This window comes from Streptomyces vietnamensis (assembly GCF_000830005.1).
GTDB lineage: Bacteria > Actinomycetota > Actinomycetes > Streptomycetales > Streptomycetaceae > Streptomyces > Streptomyces vietnamensis.
The window spans coordinates 3,979,146-3,995,221 of sequence record NZ_CP010407.1; the positions used below are offsets into that span (position 1 = coordinate 3,979,146).

Consider the following 16,076-nt stretch of genomic DNA (forward strand, 5'->3'; position numbering starts at 1 on the left):
GATGCGGATCCTTCCGGGTCCCCCTTGAGGACTAGGGCAGGCCTCAGGCGACGCTGTTGAACTTGGTGCCCTCGCCCGCGTACAGGTTCGTCGTCAGGCGCGTGAACGGCGCCGTGGCCGAGCCGGTGGACTTGTAGACGTACGTGCCGCCCGTCCCGTACGCGATCAGGTCCGGGCGGCCGTCGGCGTTCACGTCGCCCGCGCCGACCAGCTGGGAGAAGGCCCCCCAGCCGGAACCGACCTTCACCCGGGTGGAGAAGCCGCCGGTGCCGTTGCCCTGGTAGAGCCACAGGACACCGGAGGTGTCACGGGCGACCAGGTCCCCGGCGGACGAGCCCGCGATGTTGCCGACGGCGGTCAGCTGGTTGTAGATCCCCCAGCCACCGCCGACCTTCACCCGCGCCGCGAAGGGGGCCGTGGCGCTGCCCGTGCCCTTGTAGAACCACAGTGCGCCGGAGGCGTCCGTGGCCAGGAGGTCGGGCTTCCCGTCGCCGTTGAGGTCCGAGCCGCCGGCGAGCTTGGTGTAGCCGCCCCAGCCGGAGCCGATCTTGACGCGGGTGTTGAAGGTGCCGTCGCCCTTGCCCTGGTACTGCCACAGCACGCCGGTGCCGTCGAGGGCGATCAGGTCTCCGACGGACGAGCCCGAGATGTTGCCGACGGCCTCGATCTGCTTGTACGTGCCCCAGCCCGTGCCCACCTTGCTGCGCTGGGCGGTCTTGATCTGGCCGCCCACCGGACGGTCGCGCAGGTCGTCGCGCCACAGCACGCCGGAGGCGTCCCGGGCGAGGACGTCGGTGGAGCCGTTGTTCGTGTAGTCGTGTGGGTTGGCCGTGCGGGAGACGTTCATGAGCCAGCCCTCGTAGGCGGGCGTGCCGGTGCCGCTGAGCAGCGTCGCCTCGGCCTCCACGCCGTAGGTGCCGTTCGGCGCGTCCACCCCTGCGATGACGCCGTCCCAGTCGAAGGAGAACAGGTTGCCGCTCGCGGGGGCGGTCAGGCGCTTCTTGAACTCCTTGCCGGTGGCCGTGTGCGTGAGGGTGACGTCCACGACGGCGTCGGTACGCGACAGCGTCCAGCCCAGGGTCACCTTGCCGCCGGTCTGGTCGAGGTTCACCGCGTCGGGGACGCTGGACTGCTCGATCGCCAGCCGCTGCCCGACCACCGGGGCGCCCAGCTCCGCGACCTTGGTGACGGTCGGGGCGCCGTCCGCACCGGCCACGACGCGGAACAGTCCCTCGCCGTCCGCGGCCCGGGTGCCGAGCATCAGCGCGCTGCCGTCGGCCGCGGACTGCGCGCGCGAGGCCGAGACGCCGAGGTCGACGGTCTCGTCGGTGGTCAGGTTGCGGGCCTTGGCGAGTTGATCGGCGTTGCCGTAGACCAGCCACTCGCCCACGAGCGGGTGGTACCACTCGCCCTCGTGAGTGCCCAGGACGGTCTCTTTCTGCTCGCCCGTCTTGCGGTCGACGGACGTGATGTAGTCGCCGGTACCGGACCTGTAGCCGAACCAGGTCACGTGCGAGGCGGAGAAGCCCAGACCGCCGAAGCCGTACCCGGACTCGGGAGCGGCGTACGTCGCCGTGACCGTCCCGGCCGTCAGGTCGACCATGGCCCGGCCGCCGACCCGCTTGTCCGCCGGCCCCGTCTCGTACCCGACGAAGACCTGGCCGTCGTGGGCCTGCGAGCCGAAGAAGTCGGTGGCGTCCGCGGGCAGACCCTCGATCTTGCGGGTGGTTGTCGTGGCGCCGTCCTTGGTCACGACGTGCAGTTCCGCCGTGCCGTCGGCGTTGGTGATCTGCGCCAGCACGCTCGTCGGGCTCAGCACGGCCACGTAGTTGCCGTTCAGCGCGCCGAGGTCGATGGACACCGTCGGCGCGGCCGGGTCGGCCATGTTCCGCAGGGTGAGCTGACGCATCTGGACGATCCAGTTGGCGTCGCCGAGGACGACCACGTCACCGGCCCCCAGGGACCAGCCCTCGGGGGCCTGGAGCGAGATCGCGGCACTGCCGTCGTACGGCGTCCACAGCAGGTCCCTCGTCCCGTCCTGTTGGAAGGAGTAGCTGAGGAAGCCGGAGGTGGCCGCGCCTCCGAGGTCGCTGCCCTTCGGGAAGACGGGAAGGGCGGTGTCGGCCGTCTCGGTCGGGGCCGAGACGGCGGCCGGCGTCGCCGCGAAGGCCGCCGGGGCGGTCGCCAGGGTGCCGGCGCCGAGGGCGGTGGCGGCGAGGGCGACCGTGACGGCCGTGGCGAGACGGGTGCCGGTGGTGCGGAGCTGCAAGGTGAAACCCCCACGAGGAAGATCGGACACGACGGTGCGCGCCCGATCAGACTCGCGATCGGTTCGAAGGGTTGTACGGGAAGCCCGGGGAATTCGGGATTCCGGTCCGGCCGTTCACCAGGCCAGCTGGGCGATCTCCTCCGCCACCACCGCGCACGCGTCCGCCGCCGGGTCGATCAGCGGGAAGTGGCCGATCCCCTCCAGGAGCGTGAGGCCGACCTCCTCGCCCGCCTTCGCCGCCGCCTCCGCGTACGCCTCGGCCACGGCGTACGGGACGACGATGTCCTCGCGGCCCTGGACGACGGTGGTCGCGATGCCGGTCGGGAGGAGGACGGACGGGTCCGTGGAGGCGGCCCGTTCCTCGTACTTCGCCTCGCCGCCCAGGAGTTCCGTGACCGCGCCGCCGCACACCCCGAGCTCCACCGCCCGCGCGAAGTGGGAGATCGGGGCGAGGGCGACGACCCCGCGCAGCTCCGGCGGGGCGGGGAGCCGCCACGGGGAGCCGGCCGGCAGGACGTGCCGGGCGGCGGCCCACAGCGCGAGGTGGCCGCCCGCCGAGTGGCCGGTGAGGACGGTCCGCCTCGGGTCGGCCTGCGGGAGGTGCGCGGCGGCCAGGTCCGGTACGGCGTCCAGGGCGGCCGCCACGTCGTCGAAGGTCTCCGGCCAGCGCCCGGCCACCGGAGCCGTACCGCCCTGGTGGGGGAGGCCGGGGCCGCGCCGGTACTCGACGCTCGCCACGGCGAAGCCCCGGCGGGCCAGGAAGTCCACGAACGGAGTCAGGTGCTGCCGGTCGTACGGGGCCCGCCAGGCGCCGCCGTGCAGGGCGACGACGAGCGGCGCCCGGGTGCGCCCGTCGCGCGGGGCGTAGAAGTCGACCACCTGGTCCGGGTGGTCGCCGTACGCGGCGGTGGCGTCCGGGGCGACGGCCGGGTGCGAGAAGGCCGACGCCTCTTCGGCGGCATCGCGCGCGGCGGGGTCCGGCATGCTGTTCCAACCTCTCGGGTACGCGGCCGAATTGGCCTGACCTGCGGGGACGGTACCAGCACCGGACCCCTCGCAGATCAGGTGATCATCCGACCTGTCGACGAGCTACCGAAGAACCTCCGCGAGGACCCTCGCCGCCCGCTCCGCGTCCGCGAAGCCCACGTACAGCGGCGTGAAGCCGAACCGCAGGATGTCCGGACGGCGCAGGTCCCCGACGATCCCGCGCTTGATCAGCTCGGTCATGACGGCGGGCGCGTCCGCGCAGCGCAGCGCCACCTGGCTGCCGCGCTCGCCGTGCTCCCCGGGGGTCACGGAGGTGACTCGGCCCTCGGGGACGTACGCCCGCACGCACTCCAGGAAGAAGTCCGTCAGGGCGAGGGACTTGGCCCGCACGTCCTCGATCGCGACCCCGTCCCAGACGTCGAGCGCCGCTTCCAGGGCCAGCATGGAGAGGATGTCGGGCGTGCCGACCCGGCCCTTGAGCGCGCCCGGCGCCGCCTCGTAGCCGGGGGTCATCGCGAACGGGTCCGTGTGCGAGTTCCAGCCGGGCAGCGGCGAGTCGAAGGCCGCCTGGTGGCGCTCGGCGACGTACAGGTACGCGGGCGAACCGGGGCCGCCGTTCAGGTACTTGTAGGTGCAGCCGACGGCCAGGTCGACCCCGTGCGCGTCCAGGCCGACGGGCAGGGCGCCCGCGCTGTGGCACAGGTCCCAGACGGCGAGCGCGCCCGCCGCGTGGAGCGCGGCGGTGAGCCCGGGCAGGTCGTTGAGCCGGCCCGTGCGGTAGTCGACGTGGTTGACGAGCGCGAGGGCCGTGCGGTCGCTCACCGCGGCCGCCATGTCGGCCGGGTCGCATGCCACGATCTCGTGACCCGTCATCCGCGCCGCGGACCGCGCGATGTACCCGTCCGTGGGAAAGGTCGTCGCGTCGACGAGGATCTCGTTCCGGTCGTCGCCGTTGATCCGGGCGGCCGCGACGACCGCCTTGAAGACGTTCACGCTCGTCGAGTCGCCGACCACGATCTGCCCCGGGGCGGCGCCTACGATCGGGGCGATCCGGTCGCCGATCCGCTCGGGCGCGGTCCACCAGCCGGACTCGTCCCAGGAGCGGATGCGCAGCTCGCCCCACTCGCGGGTGATGACGTCGGCCATGCGGGCCGGGACGTGTGCGGGCAGCGCGCCCAGCGAGTTGCCGTCGAGGTAGACGGTCCCCTCGTCGAGGGCGAACTTCTCGCGGTGCCCGGCCAGTGCGTCGGCAGCGTCGAGTTCCAGGGCCCGCCTGCGGAGGCCGTCGGCGGCGTCGAGTTCCAGGGCCCGCTTGCGGAGGCCGTCGGCGGCTTCGGGCTCGGCGGCCCGCTTCAGGAGGTCGTCAGACATGGCTGCGGGCCGTCCAGAGCTCGGGGAACACGTTCTTCTGGGCCCGCTTCTCCAGCCAGGCCACGCCGGCGGAGCCGCCGGTGCCGGTCTTCGCGCCCATCGCGCGCCGGGTCGCCACCAGGTGGTCGTTGCGCCAGCGCCAGACCAGTTCGGCGACGTCGCTCAGGGCCTCGCCGAGCCGGACGAGCTCGCCGTTCTGGTCGGCGTCCGCGTAGATCCCGGCCCAGACCGCCTCGACCTCGGGCGAGGGCTCGTACCGCTGCGCCAGGTCACGGCCGAGGACCTCCTGCGGGACGGGCAGGCCGCGCCGGGCGAGGAGCCCGAGGACCTCGTCGTACAGGCTCGGCTCGTGCAGCGCCTTCTCCAGCTCGGCGTGGACGCGGGGCGCGCCCCGGTGCGGGACCAGCATGGACGCGGACTTCTCGCCGAGCAGGAACTCCATCCGCCGGTACATCGCCGACTGGAAGCCGGAGCCCTCGCCGAGCGCCGCCCGGTAGGCGTTGAACTGGCCCGGGGTGAGCTGGGCGAGCGGACGCCAGGAGTGGTTGAGCGCCTCCAGCTCGCGCACGGAGCGCTTGAGCGCGTCCATCGCGACGGGGACGCGGTCCTCGCGCAGGGCGCGGCTCGCGGTCTCCCACTCGTGGACGATCACCGTGAACCACAGCTCCATGACCTGGGTGGTGACCAGGAAGACCATCTCGCCGGGGTCGTCCGAGCGGAGGTGCTGGAGGTGGGTGAGGACGTCCGCCTGGACGTAGTCCTCGTACGGCGTCGTGCCCGCGAAGTCGAGGTTCGGTGCGTCGACGACCGATCCGGCTCCGGAGGCATCGGGGAAGGTGGACATTTCTGTCTCCTCGATACGTGCTACCGGGTAGCGGTCCGCTCCACCGCGCGCGCTCTGCGGCGCGCCACGGGAGCTCCGGTCCCCTCGGGAGGCGCGCTCCTTCGCGCACGTCCCAAGCGCATCATGACACGAATCGGAGTTCGATCAACAGGGACGCCCTCTCCCCCCGCGCGGGAGGAAAGGGCGCCCCGTCATGATCGGGAAGCGTCAGCCGAGCGTCTCCGCCGCGGTCTCCGAGGAGTCCCGCAGGAAGGTCGTGCAGCGCTCGTACTCGTCCTTCTCGCCGATGTCGCCGGCCGCCCGGGCCAGGGCGTGCAGCGCGCGCAGGAAGCCGCGGTTCGGCTCGTGCTCCCACGGCACCGGGCCGTGGCCCTTCCAGCCGTTGCGGCGCAGCGCGTCGAGGCCGCGGTGGTAGCCGGTGCGGGCGTAGGCGTACGACTCGACGACCGCGCCGCGCTCGTAGGCGTCGTCGGCGAGCCGGGCCCAGGCGAGCGAGGAGGTCGGGTACTTCGCGGCGACGTCCGCCGGCGCCGTTCCGTTCGCGAGCAGCTCGCGCGGACCCGGGTCGTCGGGCAGGTGGGTGGGGGCCGGTCCCCCCAGGAGGTTCTCGTGGATGGCCATGGGCCCAGTCTGCCTCAGGACCCCGCACCAGGGGCCGCGTCCCGCTGCCCGGGGTCGAGCGGCGGGGCCTGCACCCCGCAGTGGACCTTGCACTCCGGGTGGCAGCCCGCCGCCCCGGCCGGGGTCCGCATCGTCGTCCAGGCGAGGACCGCGCCCACCACCAGGATCCCCGCGCACATCGGCATCGCCCGCCGGAACGTCGCCCCGAACTCCTCCGCCGAGCGGTACGCCTCCGGGCCCATCCCGGCGAGCAGCGGCAGCGCGGCCACCGCGATCAGCCCGGCCGCGCGGGCGGCGGCGTTGTTGATGCCGCTCGCCAGGCCCGCCCGGGACACGTCCACCGAGGCGAGGACGGTCGCGGTCAGCGGGGCCACGAGGGTCGTCATGCCGAGCCCGAGGACGAGCATCGCCGGCAGCACGTCCGTCACGTACGAGGCGTCCTCCCCGACCCGCAGCATCAGCAGCATCCCGCCGGCGCACAGCAGCGGCCCCACCGTGAGCGGGATCCGGGGCCCGATCCTCTCCCCCAGCTCCCCGGACTTCGCGGACAGCAGCAGCATCAGCACGGTCGTCGGCAGCAGCGCCACACCGGCGCCGAGCGCCGAGTAGCCGGCGACCACCTGGAGCTGGAGGGCGGCCAGGAAGAAGAAGCCGCCGAACGCCGCGTACACGCACAGCGTGACCAGGTTGACCGCGGTGAAGAGGCGCGAGCGGAAGATCGACGGCGGCACCATCGCCCGCTCCCCGCGCCGCCGCTCCACCACCACGAACCCGGCACCGACCACCACCCCGGCCGCCCCGGCCCACCAGGCCGCGCCGATCAGCGCGTACGTGACGAGCGCGAGCGCCGCCGCGCCCAGGACCGCGCCGAGCACGTCGAAGCGGCCGTGCGCGGTCTCGTCCCGCGACTCCGGCACGTGCCGCAGGGCGACCGGCACGCAGAGCGCGGCGAGCGGCACGTTCAGCAGGAACACCCACCGCCAGCCGGGCCCGTCCACCAGCCAGCCGCCCACGAACGGCCCGATCGCCGCACCCACCCCGCCGAAGCCCGACCAGAGCCCGACCGCCCGCGCCCGGTCGTCCGGGTGGAAGCTCGCCTGGATCAGCGCGAGCGAGCCGGGCGTGAGCAGCGCCCCGCCGACGCCCTGGAGGGCACGGGCCGCGATCAGCACCCCGGCGTTCGGGGCGAGCCCGCACAGCAGGGAGGCCAGGGCGAACCACACCACGCCGACGACGAAGACCTTCCGCCGCCCGAACCGGTCGCCGAGCGAGCCGCCGAGCAGGATCAGCCCGGCCAGGGTCAGCATGTAGGCGTTGACCGTCCACTGGAGGACGGCGAGGTCGGCGCCCAGGTCCTCGCCGATGTGCGGCAGGGCTACGTTGACGACGGTCGAGTCGAGCAGCGCCATCCCGGACCCGAGGACGGTGGTGAACACGATCCACCGGCCGCTCCCCGAGGCCATCCGCACGTCCCGCACGCCCGTACCCGCATCCGCACCCGCACCCATGTCTGCATGGTCCCGCGAAGCCCGGTCTTCCGCCCCCCGACGGCTCAGCGCGAAGCCCGGTCTTCCGCCCGCTCGACGGCTCAGGTCGTACGCAGCCGGTTCGCCGTGCCCCGTCAGGCCGTGCGCAACCGGTTCGCCGCCCTGACCAGCGCGTCCACGCCCCGCTCGGCCTTGCTCCGGGGGCAGCCGACGTTCAGCCGGACGAAGCCGGGCGTGCCGTACACCCCGCCCGGCATGATCGCGACCTTCTCCACCGCCACGAGCTCCTCCTGGAGCCGGGTCTCGTCGATGCCGAGCGGCCGCAGGTCGATCCAGGCCAGGTAGCCGGCCTGCGGGGGCGCCCAGTCGACCTCCGGAAGCCCGTCCGCGAGGCGCTTCCGGAGCATGTCCATCGTCCCCGCCACGTATCCGCGCAGCTCGTCCAGCCAGGGGGCGCCCTGCCGGTACGCGGCGATGTGGGCGGTCAGGGAGAGCACGGCGGGCGAGGCGAGCCCCTCGCCGGTCTCCATGCGCCGCACGAAGGCCTCGCGCTCGTCGGGGTCGCCGACGATGCCGTACGAGCCGGAGAGCGCCGGAAAATTGAAGGCCTTGGTGCCGGAGGTGACCAGGGCCCAGCGGCGGCCACGGCCCGGCTCGGCGATCCGGGTCCAGGGGACGTGCCGGTGGCCGTCGGTCGTCAGGTCGGCGTGGATCTCGTCGCTGACGACGGCCGCGCCGTGCCGCTCAGCCAGCTCGGCGAAGGCGGTGAGCTCCTCCGCCGTCCACACCCGGCCGGTCGGGTTGTGCGGGGAGCAGAGCAGCAGCATCCGGCTGTCCGGGCGGGCCAGCTCCCGCTCCAGGGCCTCCGGGGCGCCGACCGGGACGCCCCGCAGCTCGCGCCCGAGCCCGGTGACGGCCTTGCGGAAGCCGTCGTACGTGGGGGTGTGGACGACCACGCCGTCGCCGGGGTCGGTCCACATCTGGAGGAGCTGCGAGAGCTGGGAGAGCACGGAGGGCGCGTACACCAGGGCCCCGGGGTCGATCTCGGCGCCGTACCGGCTCGCGTACCAGTGGCGGATCGCCTCCCGGAACTCCCCGAGCCGCCAGTCCGTGTAGCCGAAGACGCCGTGGTCGACGCGCTCGCGCAGGGCGGCGAGGATCTCCGGCGGGGAGGCGAAGTCCATGTCGGAGATGGTGAAGGGCAGCAGGTCGGGCACGCCGAAGCGGTCCGCGATGCCGTCCCACTGGACGGACCAGGTCCCGTGCCGGTCTATCTCCCGGTCGAAGTCGTACGCCATGCGGTCATCCTCCAGACATGACGAGGGCCCGGCACCCCAAGGGGTGACCGGGCCCGTCGTTCACAGGCTTACTTCAGCTTCGTGCCGGCCGAGCGCAGCGCGACACAGGCCTCGCCGACGCGGGCGGCCATGCCGGCCTCGGCCAGCTTGCCCCAGGTGCGCGGGTCGTAGGTGGACTTCTTGCCGACCTCGCCGTCGACCTTCAGGACACCGTCGTAGTTGCGGAACATGTGGTCCACGACCGGGCGGGTGAAGGCGTACTGGGTGTCGGTGTCGAGGTTCATCTTCACGACGCCGTTCTCCAGCGCGGTGGCGATCTCCTCGGCCGTCGAGCCCGAGCCGCCGTGGAAGACGAAGTCGAACGGGTCGGCCTTGCCGAACTTGGCGGCGACGCCGGCCTGGAGGTCCTTGAGGAGCTCGGGGCGGAGCACGACGTTGCCCGGCTTGTAGACGCCGTGGACGTTGCCGAAGGACGCGGCGAGGAGGTAGCGGCCCTTCTCGCCCAGGCCGAGGGCCTCGGCGGTGCGGATGGCGTCCTCGACGGTGGTGTACAGCTCGTCGTTGATCTCGTGGCTGACGCCGTCCTCCTCGCCGCCGGTCGGGGTGATCTCGACCTCGAGGATGATCTTGGCGGCGGCGGCCTTCGCGAGCAGCTCCTGGCCGATGGCCAGGTTGTCGGCGAGGGTCTCGGCGGAGCCGTCCCACATGTGGGACTGGAACAGCGGGTTCAGGCCCTTGGCGACGCGCTCGGCGGAGACCTCGAGCAGCGGACGGACGTAGCCGTCCAGCTTGTCCTTCGGGCAGTGGTCGGTGTGGAGGGCGACCGTGATGTCGTACTTCGCGGCGACGATGTGCGCGAACTCGGCCAGGGCGACGGCGCCCGTGACCATGTCCTTGTTGTACTGACCGCCCAGGAACTCGGCACCGCCGGTCGAGATCTGGATGATGCCGTCGCTCTCGGCCTCCGCGAAGCCGCGCAGCGCAGCGTGCAGGGTCTGGGACGAGGTCACGTTGATGGCCGGGTAGGCGAACTTGCCTGCCTTCGCCCGGTCGAGCATCTCGTTGTAGACCTCGGGGGTTGCGATGGGCATTCGTCCGCTCCTTGTGATGTGCGGGGTGTGTGCGTTGCTGTCCCTGACCTAGGGGCGACGTCATCGTCGCGGCCCATCTTTCCAGACTCTTGTGCGGGCTCCCACGGGCGTGACAGGACGAGGGGCGCGGTGTTTCACGTGAAACACCGCGCCCCTCGACAAAAACGCAGGTCAGGACCCTTCCGGGCGGGGTCCCGGACCTAAGTCACGACTTCGCGGCGGTTACGCCAGGCCGAGCTCGTCCAGCGCGTACGCGTAGAGGTACGGAACGCCCGCCGTGCCGCTGATCTTCTCGCCGGCTCCGGTGGCCCGGTCCACGATCGTGGCCACGGCGACGACCTCGGCGCCGGCCGCGCGCGCCGCCTCGACGGCGGTCAGCGGCGAGCCGCCGGTGGTGGAGGTGTCCTCGACGATCAGGACGCGACGGCCCTTGATGTCCGGGCCCTCGACCTGACGCTGCATCCCGTGGGCCTTGGCGGCCTTGCGGACGACGAAGGCGTCGAGCCGCTCGCCCCGCGCCGCGGCGGCGTGCAGCATCGACGTCGCGACCGGGTCGGCGCCAAGGGTCAGGCCGCCGACCGCGTCGAAGTCGAGGTCCTTGGTCAGTTCGAGCATGACCTGGCCGACCAGCGGCGAAGCCGCACCGTCCAGCGTGATCCGGCGCAGGTCCACGTAGTAGTCGGCTTCCAGACCCGAGGAGAGGGTCACCTTGCCGTGCACCACGGCCTTGTCCTTGATCTGCTGGAGCAGCTCAGCGCGTACGTCAGTCATGCCACTGAGCTTAAAGCCGCCGCCAGGTCCAGACGCTCTCGACCTCCAGGGGGTCGATCGGGGTGACCAGGCGCGGATGGGTGTTGAGCCCGTTCGGCGGGCCGGACTGCGGCTCGACGCAGACCGCCTCCGCCGGCTCGTCGTAGATCACGACCCACTCGGCGCGGCTGGCGACCTTCAGCTCCAGCTCCTCCGGCCAGGTGAGGGTGACGTCGACGCCGTCGGGCATGCCGAAGCAGTCGTCCCAGGGGCCGGGAAGGGGGTCGATGCGGCGGCCGGTGGGGAGGTGGTCGTCGCCGCGCTCCTCCTGCCAGGCGGGCGTGAAGTCGATCCGTACGTCCTGACCGCCCTGCCCGAGGTTGCGCAGGAACCAGGGGTGCCAGCCGGCCTGCGCCGGGAAGGAGTCGTCATAGGTCTCGACGCCGAAGCGGAGGGTGAGGGAGTCCTCGGACAGCTCGAAGACCTGGGTGACCCTGCCCTTGTACGGCCAGGGGTCGCCGAGCTCGCAGGTGAACACGGCCTCGGTCGCGGAGGTCCGGGCGGTCTTCCAGGCGAGGTCGCGGACGGTGCCGTGGATGGCGTGCGGGGGCGCGTTGACCGGCAGCTGGTGCAGGGTGGCGCCGTTGCGGAAGCGGCCGTTCTCGGTCCGCCCGCACCAGGGCACCATCGGGAAGCTTCCGTACCGCTCGCCCTGGCGCAGGACCTCGGTGCCGGCGATGCGCAGGCTCTCGATCCGGCAGCCGTGGTCGGGGTTGATGGTCAACTCGGCGTCGCCCGCCGTCAGTCGCGTCTGCATGCTCACGTACCGAGCCTAGGGCCTGGCCGGACCGTTTCAGCGGCGGCGGCGCAGGGCCCGGCCGACGACGACGGCGGAGGCGAGCGCGAGGGCCGCGGCCGGGGCGATCCAGCGCAGGGTGGCGCCCGCGCTCGTCGTCTCGGGCGCGGGGACGGGGGCGTACCGGCCGCGCGGCGGGGCGTGGTCGACCTCCTCGGCGCTCCGCCCGATCATGGTCCGGCGGGCGTGGGCGGCCTCGGCGGCGGGCTGCGGGGCGGGGAACTCGATCGGGGTCTCGCCGAAGTCCTCGCCCAGGCCCTCGCCGAACTCCTCGTCGAGGAGCGGGTCGAGGGAGGCCGGCGGCAACGGCACGTCGAAGACGGCGCTCCGGCCGGAGGGCTCCTCCACCCCGTCGTCGACCCCGTCGTCGTCGGTGGCCTCTTCGGGCGACGCGGGCTCCTCCGCCAGCGCGGCCAGGGCCTCCACGAACTTGTCGAGGAGCTTGGCGCCCGCCGTGGAGCGCGCCTCGTCCGTCGCGTCGGCGAGCCGGCCGGCCGCCGTGAGGGCGCCGGTGAAGCTGAGGCTGGTGCCCTCGGCCAGCGGGGTGAGGACGACGGTGAGGGACAGTTCGGCCGAGCCCTTGCCCCGGACCTCCGTGCCCTCGCCCTCGTAGGTGATGGCACCGTCCCGCTCGACGACGCGCAGGGCGCCCCGGTACGTGATGGTGTTGCCGCCGACCCGCACCTTCAGCCGGCCCGTGAGGGGGCCCGCCTCCGCGTCGGCGTCCCGCTGGAGACCGGGCACGCAGCGCACCACGCGGGCCGGGTCCGTGAGCGTCGCGCGCAGGGCTTCGGCCGGGACGGGGACGAACACCTCATGCTCCATGGAAGCCGAGCCTACTCAGGCGGGGGCACGGCGTCGCCTGTTTGCACCCGGCGGGCGGGTCAGGCCCGTACCGGCGCGCCCGGCGGGCGAGTCGGCCCCGTACCGGTGCGCACAGCAAGCTGACTCGCCCGGCGGGCGGGTCAGGCCCCGTACCGGGGGTGCACCAGGGTCGAGGGCGGCGGTTCGGCGCCTCGGGTGCGTTCGGCGCGGCGCGCCGCGCTCTCCAGGGTCCCGGCGCCGAGCGAGCGCAGCCGGGGCACGTCGGGGGCGAGGCGGAGCGCGGGCGGCCGGTCGCCCCGTGCGGCCAGGAGGAAGCCCCAGTCCTCCGGCCCCCGCTCCGCGCCGCTGGTGCGGTCGGGTCCTGCGGCGAAGCCGGGGGTGCGGCCGCACGCGCTGTAGGGGCGGGTCGCGAACCCGGCGGCGTGCAGGGTGGCGTCGACGGTCCAGTAGGTGCGGGGCCGGCCGGTGACCGAGCCGGCGTGCACGACGAACCGTCCGGACTCCGTGAGCACCCGGGCCACCAGACCGTAGAACTCCTCCGAGTAGAGCTTGGTGCTGGGGGTGATCCCGGGGTCGGGCAGATCGGAGATCACCACGTCGTACCGTTCCTGCAGACGATCGGCTGCGCCCCTCAGCCAGTTGAACGCGTCCGCGTAGACCACGTGGACGCGCGGGTCGCGGAAGGCCTGCGCGTTGAGCGTGGCGAGCGCCGGGTCCGTACGGGCGAGGCGGACGACCCCCGGGTCGAGCTCGACGACGGTGACGGAGCCGACCCCGTCGTAGCGCAGGGCCTCGCGGGCGGCCATGCCGTCGCCGCCGCCGACGATCAGCACGCGCGCGTGCGCGCCGTTCATCGCGGGGTGGACGAGGGCCTCGTGGTAGCGGTACTCGTCCCGGCCGGACACCCGGAGGCGGCCGTCGAGGAACAGGTCGGGCGGTTCCTCGCGGCCCCCGGTCACCACGACCTCCTGGAGGTCGGTGTGGACGGCGACCCGCACCCGCTCCCCGTACACGGCCCGGCGCGCGGCCTGTTCGAAGTCGTCGACGAGGACGGTCGCGGTGGCGAGGACGGTCAGGACGCACAGGTTCACGGCGACGAGCAGGGCGCGGGACCGGTCCGTCAGGTCGCGGCGGAACACCCAGAGGACGAGACCGCCGCCCGCGACCGCGTTGACCGCGCCGGTGACGAGCGCGCCGGTGAGCTGGCCGAGCCAGGGCAGCAGCAGGAACGGGAAGGCGAGGCCGCCGACGAGCGCGCCGACGTAGTCGGCGGCGAAGAGGTCGGCGACCGTCCCGGCGGCGTCGTCCTGCTCCCCGAGCGTGGCCTGCCGCCCGGGCCGCCCGGAGGGGCCGTCCCCGGCAGGGGCCTCCGCCGCGGAGGAAACCCGCGAGGAGTCACGAGAGGAAACCCGGGAGGAGTCACGGGAGGAAACCCCGGAGGAGCCCCGGGAAGAGGCACGGGAGGAGGCCCGTCCCGCCCCCTGTATGAGCGACATCAGGAGCGGGATCTCGGCGCCGATGAGCACGCCGATCGCGAGCGAGAACGCCACGAGCACGTACCGCGATTCGCCGAGCCAGGCGAAGGCCGCGTACAGCACCATCGCCGAGCAGCCGCCGATCAGCGCGAGCCCGGCCTCGACCAGGCCGAAGCCGACGGCGGCACGGCAGCGCAGCCGCTTGGCGAGGAGCGAGCCCACCCCCATCGCGAAGACCATCACGGAGAGCACGACGGAGGCCTGGGTGACCGAGTCGCCGATCAAGTAGGAGGCGAGGGCGACCAGTTCGAGCTCGTAGACCAGGCCGCAGGCGGCGCAGACGAAGACGACCGCGAGGACCGGGAACCGCACCGCCTCGCGAGGCGGCCGCACGGGCCGCCGCGCGGGCGGCCGGCGCACCCTCTTGGGTGGCATGGTCACGGTCGGCTCGATCATGCCGTAACGCTACGTCACGACTGTCACACCCCTTGTCACCCACACGAGTGCACATGGGGCGCCGAGAGGGCGCATCAGAGCGTTGCGGGCATACGTGCGCCGATTCGGGTCCTGGTCACCACCAACTGCCCCTCCTGCGGGTAGGCGTGCCAGGTGCGCCACCGCACCTGGCCCTCGTGACGCTGCGCGAGCATCGCCGTGAAGGCGTACGGGGAGCCGGGGAAGGTCCCCGCGAGCCCGTTGGGATGGTCGGCGACGAGCGCGAGCAGCTCCTGCGCACGGCCCGCGAAGGAGCCCTGCGACATCGTCTCGACGCACGCCGCGAATTCGTACTCCCATTCGCCGACGCGCTTGGAGACGCCGAGCGGGAGCGGGGTGCTGCTGCCGGGCATGCAGGCCACGGTCTCCGAGCAATGGCGCCCCTCCTCCTCCAGGAGGACCTGGTGGGAGGCGCCGAGCAGCCTCAACTGCAGCTTGGCTCCGGAGAGTTCGAGATCGAGGACGGCGAGCGCGGGCAGCGGCTCGCGCCCGAGGGCCCAGGCCAGATCGGACGCGCGCGTATCGGTGTAGGAGGTTTTCAGGGTGGTGAGCATGGGTCGGCTCCGCAAACACGGTTTGACGGGTGGGCCGGGGGCGCCCCGGAGAAGGTTCTGCGGGAGTGGGGGATCGCCGGCTCGGGTCCACACACGGTCCGAGGGCTGTCTCTGTCAGGAGCGAGAGAACCATGTGCGCCGGGCGACTCGCAGCGTTTTTACCCAACTTGCCGTGTTTTCCAACCCCTTCGGGGCCCCAACAGCTCACTTGTTCAATCAGCTGCCGCCGCCGCAGCCTCCGCCACCACAACCGGACCCGCAGGAACCGCCCGAACCGCAGGAGCTGCTGCCACAGCCGCCCCCGCCACCGCCGTCGGCCCAGCTGCCGCCGCTCCGGCCCTTGCGCCCGCCGCGCCGCTTGCGGCCCCCCGACTTCTTGCTGCCGGAGAACAGTCCGATGACCACCAGCGCGAAGACGATGAAGATCACGATTTCCATCTGTACTACCCCCGTTCTTCTGTGCGAGGGGGATGCCCCCTGCGACCTCCCGCCAAAGCGGACTTGAGCGAGTTCAGAGCTTCAGCTGCACGACGAGGAGCTGGAACAGCTGGAGCAGCTGGACGACGAGCAGGACGAGCTCGAACACGAGGAGCTGGAGCAGGAGAACGAAGAGGACGAGGAGCAGGACGAGGAGGACGAGGAGGACGAGGAGGAGGAGGAGGACGAGGAGGAGGACGAACCGGCCCACCAACTGTCACCGCCGACACCCCCGCGGCTCCCGCGCTTCGTCCCGCTCATCCCGCTCATCCCGCTCGCGATGAGCCACACCCCGAACGCGAGCACGGCCGCGATCCCGAGGATGAAGAATGCGATGTCCATGCCAGGGCGATCCCCGCTCCGGTCACCCGTCAAAGCGCACTTGAGCAAGTCCAGAGCTTGGCCCCGGACGGCGGTCATCGACCGGAGCCGGCCGATGCCGCTCACTCCTCCGCACAGCCCCGCCGGCACGGACCGGCACCCGCGTCGAGCATCCGTATCCCAAAGAGCGTGCACTCCCTGTCGGGCCGTCATGTCCGGGCGCGCGCCTAGAGAAATCCCAAACGCCGTGCACCAAGCGCCTCGTACGCCCCGTCTTCTACCGTCGTACCCGACACCGGGGATCGCGTGACCCGCTCGGGCTCTTCGAGATCCCCTCGGCCTCGGAAAGGAAGCA

At 72.8% G+C, this 16,076-nt stretch carries 15 protein-coding genes; all 15 read right to left on the reverse strand.

What is annotated here, in order from left to right:
* Positions 1-43: 43 nt before the first annotated feature.
* The 15 genes from SVTN_RS17655 to SVTN_RS42120 all read right to left on the reverse strand — a co-directional run bounded on the left by SVTN_RS17655 (position 44) and on the right by SVTN_RS42120 (position 15,611).
* On the reverse strand, positions 44-2,269 hold the full coding sequence (locus tag SVTN_RS17655; protein WP_041129964.1) for an FG-GAP repeat domain-containing protein: 2,226 nt from the start codon (positions 2,267-2,269) through the stop codon (positions 44-46).
* A gap of 114 nt (positions 2,270-2,383) precedes the next feature.
* On the reverse strand, positions 2,384-3,253 hold the full coding sequence (locus tag SVTN_RS17660; protein WP_041129965.1) for an alpha/beta hydrolase: 870 nt from the start codon (positions 3,251-3,253) through the stop codon (positions 2,384-2,386).
* Between the two features lie 105 nt (positions 3,254-3,358).
* The gene (kynU, locus tag SVTN_RS17665) at positions 3,359-4,627 is read right to left on the reverse strand and encodes a kynureninase (RefSeq protein ID WP_245727575.1); all 1,269 of its coding nucleotides are present in this window, start codon (positions 4,625-4,627) and stop codon (positions 3,359-3,361) included.
* Positions 4,620-5,471 carry a tryptophan 2,3-dioxygenase family protein gene (locus SVTN_RS17670; RefSeq protein WP_041129966.1) on the reverse strand — a complete coding sequence of 284 codons (852 nt, stop codon included), beginning with the start codon at positions 5,469-5,471 and terminating at the stop codon, positions 4,620-4,622. The genes kynU and SVTN_RS17670 overlap by 8 nt, the downstream gene beginning before the upstream one ends.
* Positions 5,472-5,678: 207 nt before the next feature.
* Positions 5,679-6,092 (reverse strand): DUF3151 domain-containing protein, encoded by a 414-nt coding sequence (locus SVTN_RS17675; RefSeq protein ID WP_041129967.1) that lies wholly within the window; start codon positions 6,090-6,092, stop codon positions 5,679-5,681.
* A 14-nt stretch (positions 6,093-6,106) separates the two neighbouring features.
* Positions 6,107-7,600: an MFS transporter gene (locus SVTN_RS17680; protein ID WP_052499173.1), complete on the reverse strand. Its 1,494-nt coding sequence runs from the start codon at positions 7,598-7,600 to the stop codon at positions 6,107-6,109.
* 113 nt (positions 7,601-7,713) lie between these two features.
* On the reverse strand, positions 7,714-8,877 hold the full coding sequence (locus tag SVTN_RS17685) for a MalY/PatB family protein (protein ID WP_041129969.1): 1,164 nt from the start codon (positions 8,875-8,877) through the stop codon (positions 7,714-7,716).
* Positions 8,878-8,945: 68 nt separating this feature from the next.
* Positions 8,946-9,968 carry a class II fructose-bisphosphate aldolase gene (gene fbaA / locus SVTN_RS17690; RefSeq protein ID WP_041129970.1) on the reverse strand — a complete coding sequence of 341 codons (1,023 nt, stop codon included), beginning with the start codon at positions 9,966-9,968 and terminating at the stop codon, positions 8,946-8,948.
* A 222-nt stretch (positions 9,969-10,190) separates the two neighbouring features.
* Positions 10,191-10,739 carry an orotate phosphoribosyltransferase gene (gene pyrE, locus SVTN_RS17695; RefSeq protein ID WP_041129971.1) on the reverse strand — a complete coding sequence of 183 codons (549 nt, stop codon included), beginning with the start codon at positions 10,737-10,739 and terminating at the stop codon, positions 10,191-10,193.
* A 10-nt stretch (positions 10,740-10,749) separates the two neighbouring features.
* Entirely contained in the window at positions 10,750-11,535 is a 786-nt protein-coding gene (locus tag SVTN_RS17700; protein ID WP_041129972.1) for an aldose epimerase family protein, read from the reverse strand.
* Positions 11,536-11,571: 36 nt separating this feature from the next.
* Positions 11,572-12,399, reverse strand: a complete 828-nt coding sequence (locus SVTN_RS17705) for an SRPBCC family protein (RefSeq protein WP_041129973.1) — start codon at positions 12,397-12,399, stop codon at positions 11,572-11,574.
* 140 nt (positions 12,400-12,539) lie between these two features.
* Positions 12,540-14,330, reverse strand: a complete 1,791-nt coding sequence (locus tag SVTN_RS17710) for a spermidine synthase (protein WP_245727577.1) — start codon at positions 14,328-14,330, stop codon at positions 12,540-12,542.
* A 74-nt stretch (positions 14,331-14,404) separates the two neighbouring features.
* Complete coding sequence (locus tag SVTN_RS17715; RefSeq protein ID WP_041129974.1) at positions 14,405-14,923, reverse strand: DUF2617 family protein; 519 nt, start codon at positions 14,921-14,923, stop codon at positions 14,405-14,407.
* A gap of 216 nt (positions 14,924-15,139) precedes the next feature.
* Positions 15,140-15,361 carry a hypothetical protein gene (locus tag SVTN_RS43785; protein ID WP_041129975.1) on the reverse strand — a complete coding sequence of 74 codons (222 nt, stop codon included), beginning with the start codon at positions 15,359-15,361 and terminating at the stop codon, positions 15,140-15,142.
* Between the two features lie 73 nt (positions 15,362-15,434).
* The gene (locus tag SVTN_RS42120) at positions 15,435-15,611 is read right to left on the reverse strand and encodes a hypothetical protein (RefSeq protein WP_174518267.1); all 177 of its coding nucleotides are present in this window, start codon (positions 15,609-15,611) and stop codon (positions 15,435-15,437) included.
* Positions 15,612-16,076: the final 465 nt, after the last annotated feature.

What these genes read in the sequence shown, in the direction of transcription:
- SVTN_RS17675 (WP_041129967.1), bottom strand. Translation starts at nt 6,092, where the DNA reads ATGGCCATCCACGAGAACCTCCTGGGGGGACCGGCCCCCACCCACCTG.
- SVTN_RS43785 (WP_041129975.1), bottom strand. Translation starts at nt 15,361, where the DNA reads ATGGAAATCGTGATCTTCATCGTCTTCGCGCTGGTGGTCATCGGACTG.
- SVTN_RS17700 (WP_041129972.1), bottom strand. Translation starts at nt 11,535, where the DNA reads ATGCAGACGCGACTGACGGCGGGCGACGCCGAGTTGACCATCAACCCC.
- SVTN_RS17715 (WP_041129974.1), bottom strand. Translation starts at nt 14,923, where the DNA reads ATGCTCACCACCCTGAAAACCTCCTACACCGATACGCGCGCGTCCGAT.
- SVTN_RS17710 (WP_245727577.1), bottom strand. Translation starts at nt 14,330, where the DNA reads ATGATCGAGCCGACCGTGACCATGCCACCCAAGAGGGTGCGCCGGCCG.
- pyrE (WP_041129971.1), bottom strand. Translation starts at nt 10,739, where the DNA reads ATGACTGACGTACGCGCTGAGCTGCTCCAGCAGATCAAGGACAAGGCC.
- SVTN_RS17705 (WP_041129973.1), bottom strand. Translation starts at nt 12,399, where the DNA reads ATGGAGCATGAGGTGTTCGTCCCCGTCCCGGCCGAAGCCCTGCGCGCG.
- kynU (WP_245727575.1), bottom strand. Translation starts at nt 4,627, where the DNA reads ATGTCTGACGACCTCCTGAAGCGGGCCGCCGAGCCCGAAGCCGCCGAC.
- fbaA (WP_041129970.1), bottom strand. Translation starts at nt 9,968, where the DNA reads ATGCCCATCGCAACCCCCGAGGTCTACAACGAGATGCTCGACCGGGCG.
- SVTN_RS17680 (WP_052499173.1), bottom strand. Translation starts at nt 7,600, where the DNA reads ATGGGTGCGGGTGCGGATGCGGGTACGGGCGTGCGGGACGTGCGGATG.
- SVTN_RS17660 (WP_041129965.1), bottom strand. Translation starts at nt 3,253, where the DNA reads ATGCCGGACCCCGCCGCGCGCGATGCCGCCGAAGAGGCGTCGGCCTTC.
- SVTN_RS17670 (WP_041129966.1), bottom strand. Translation starts at nt 5,471, where the DNA reads ATGTCCACCTTCCCCGATGCCTCCGGAGCCGGATCGGTCGTCGACGCA.
- SVTN_RS17685 (WP_041129969.1), bottom strand. Translation starts at nt 8,877, where the DNA reads ATGGCGTACGACTTCGACCGGGAGATAGACCGGCACGGGACCTGGTCC.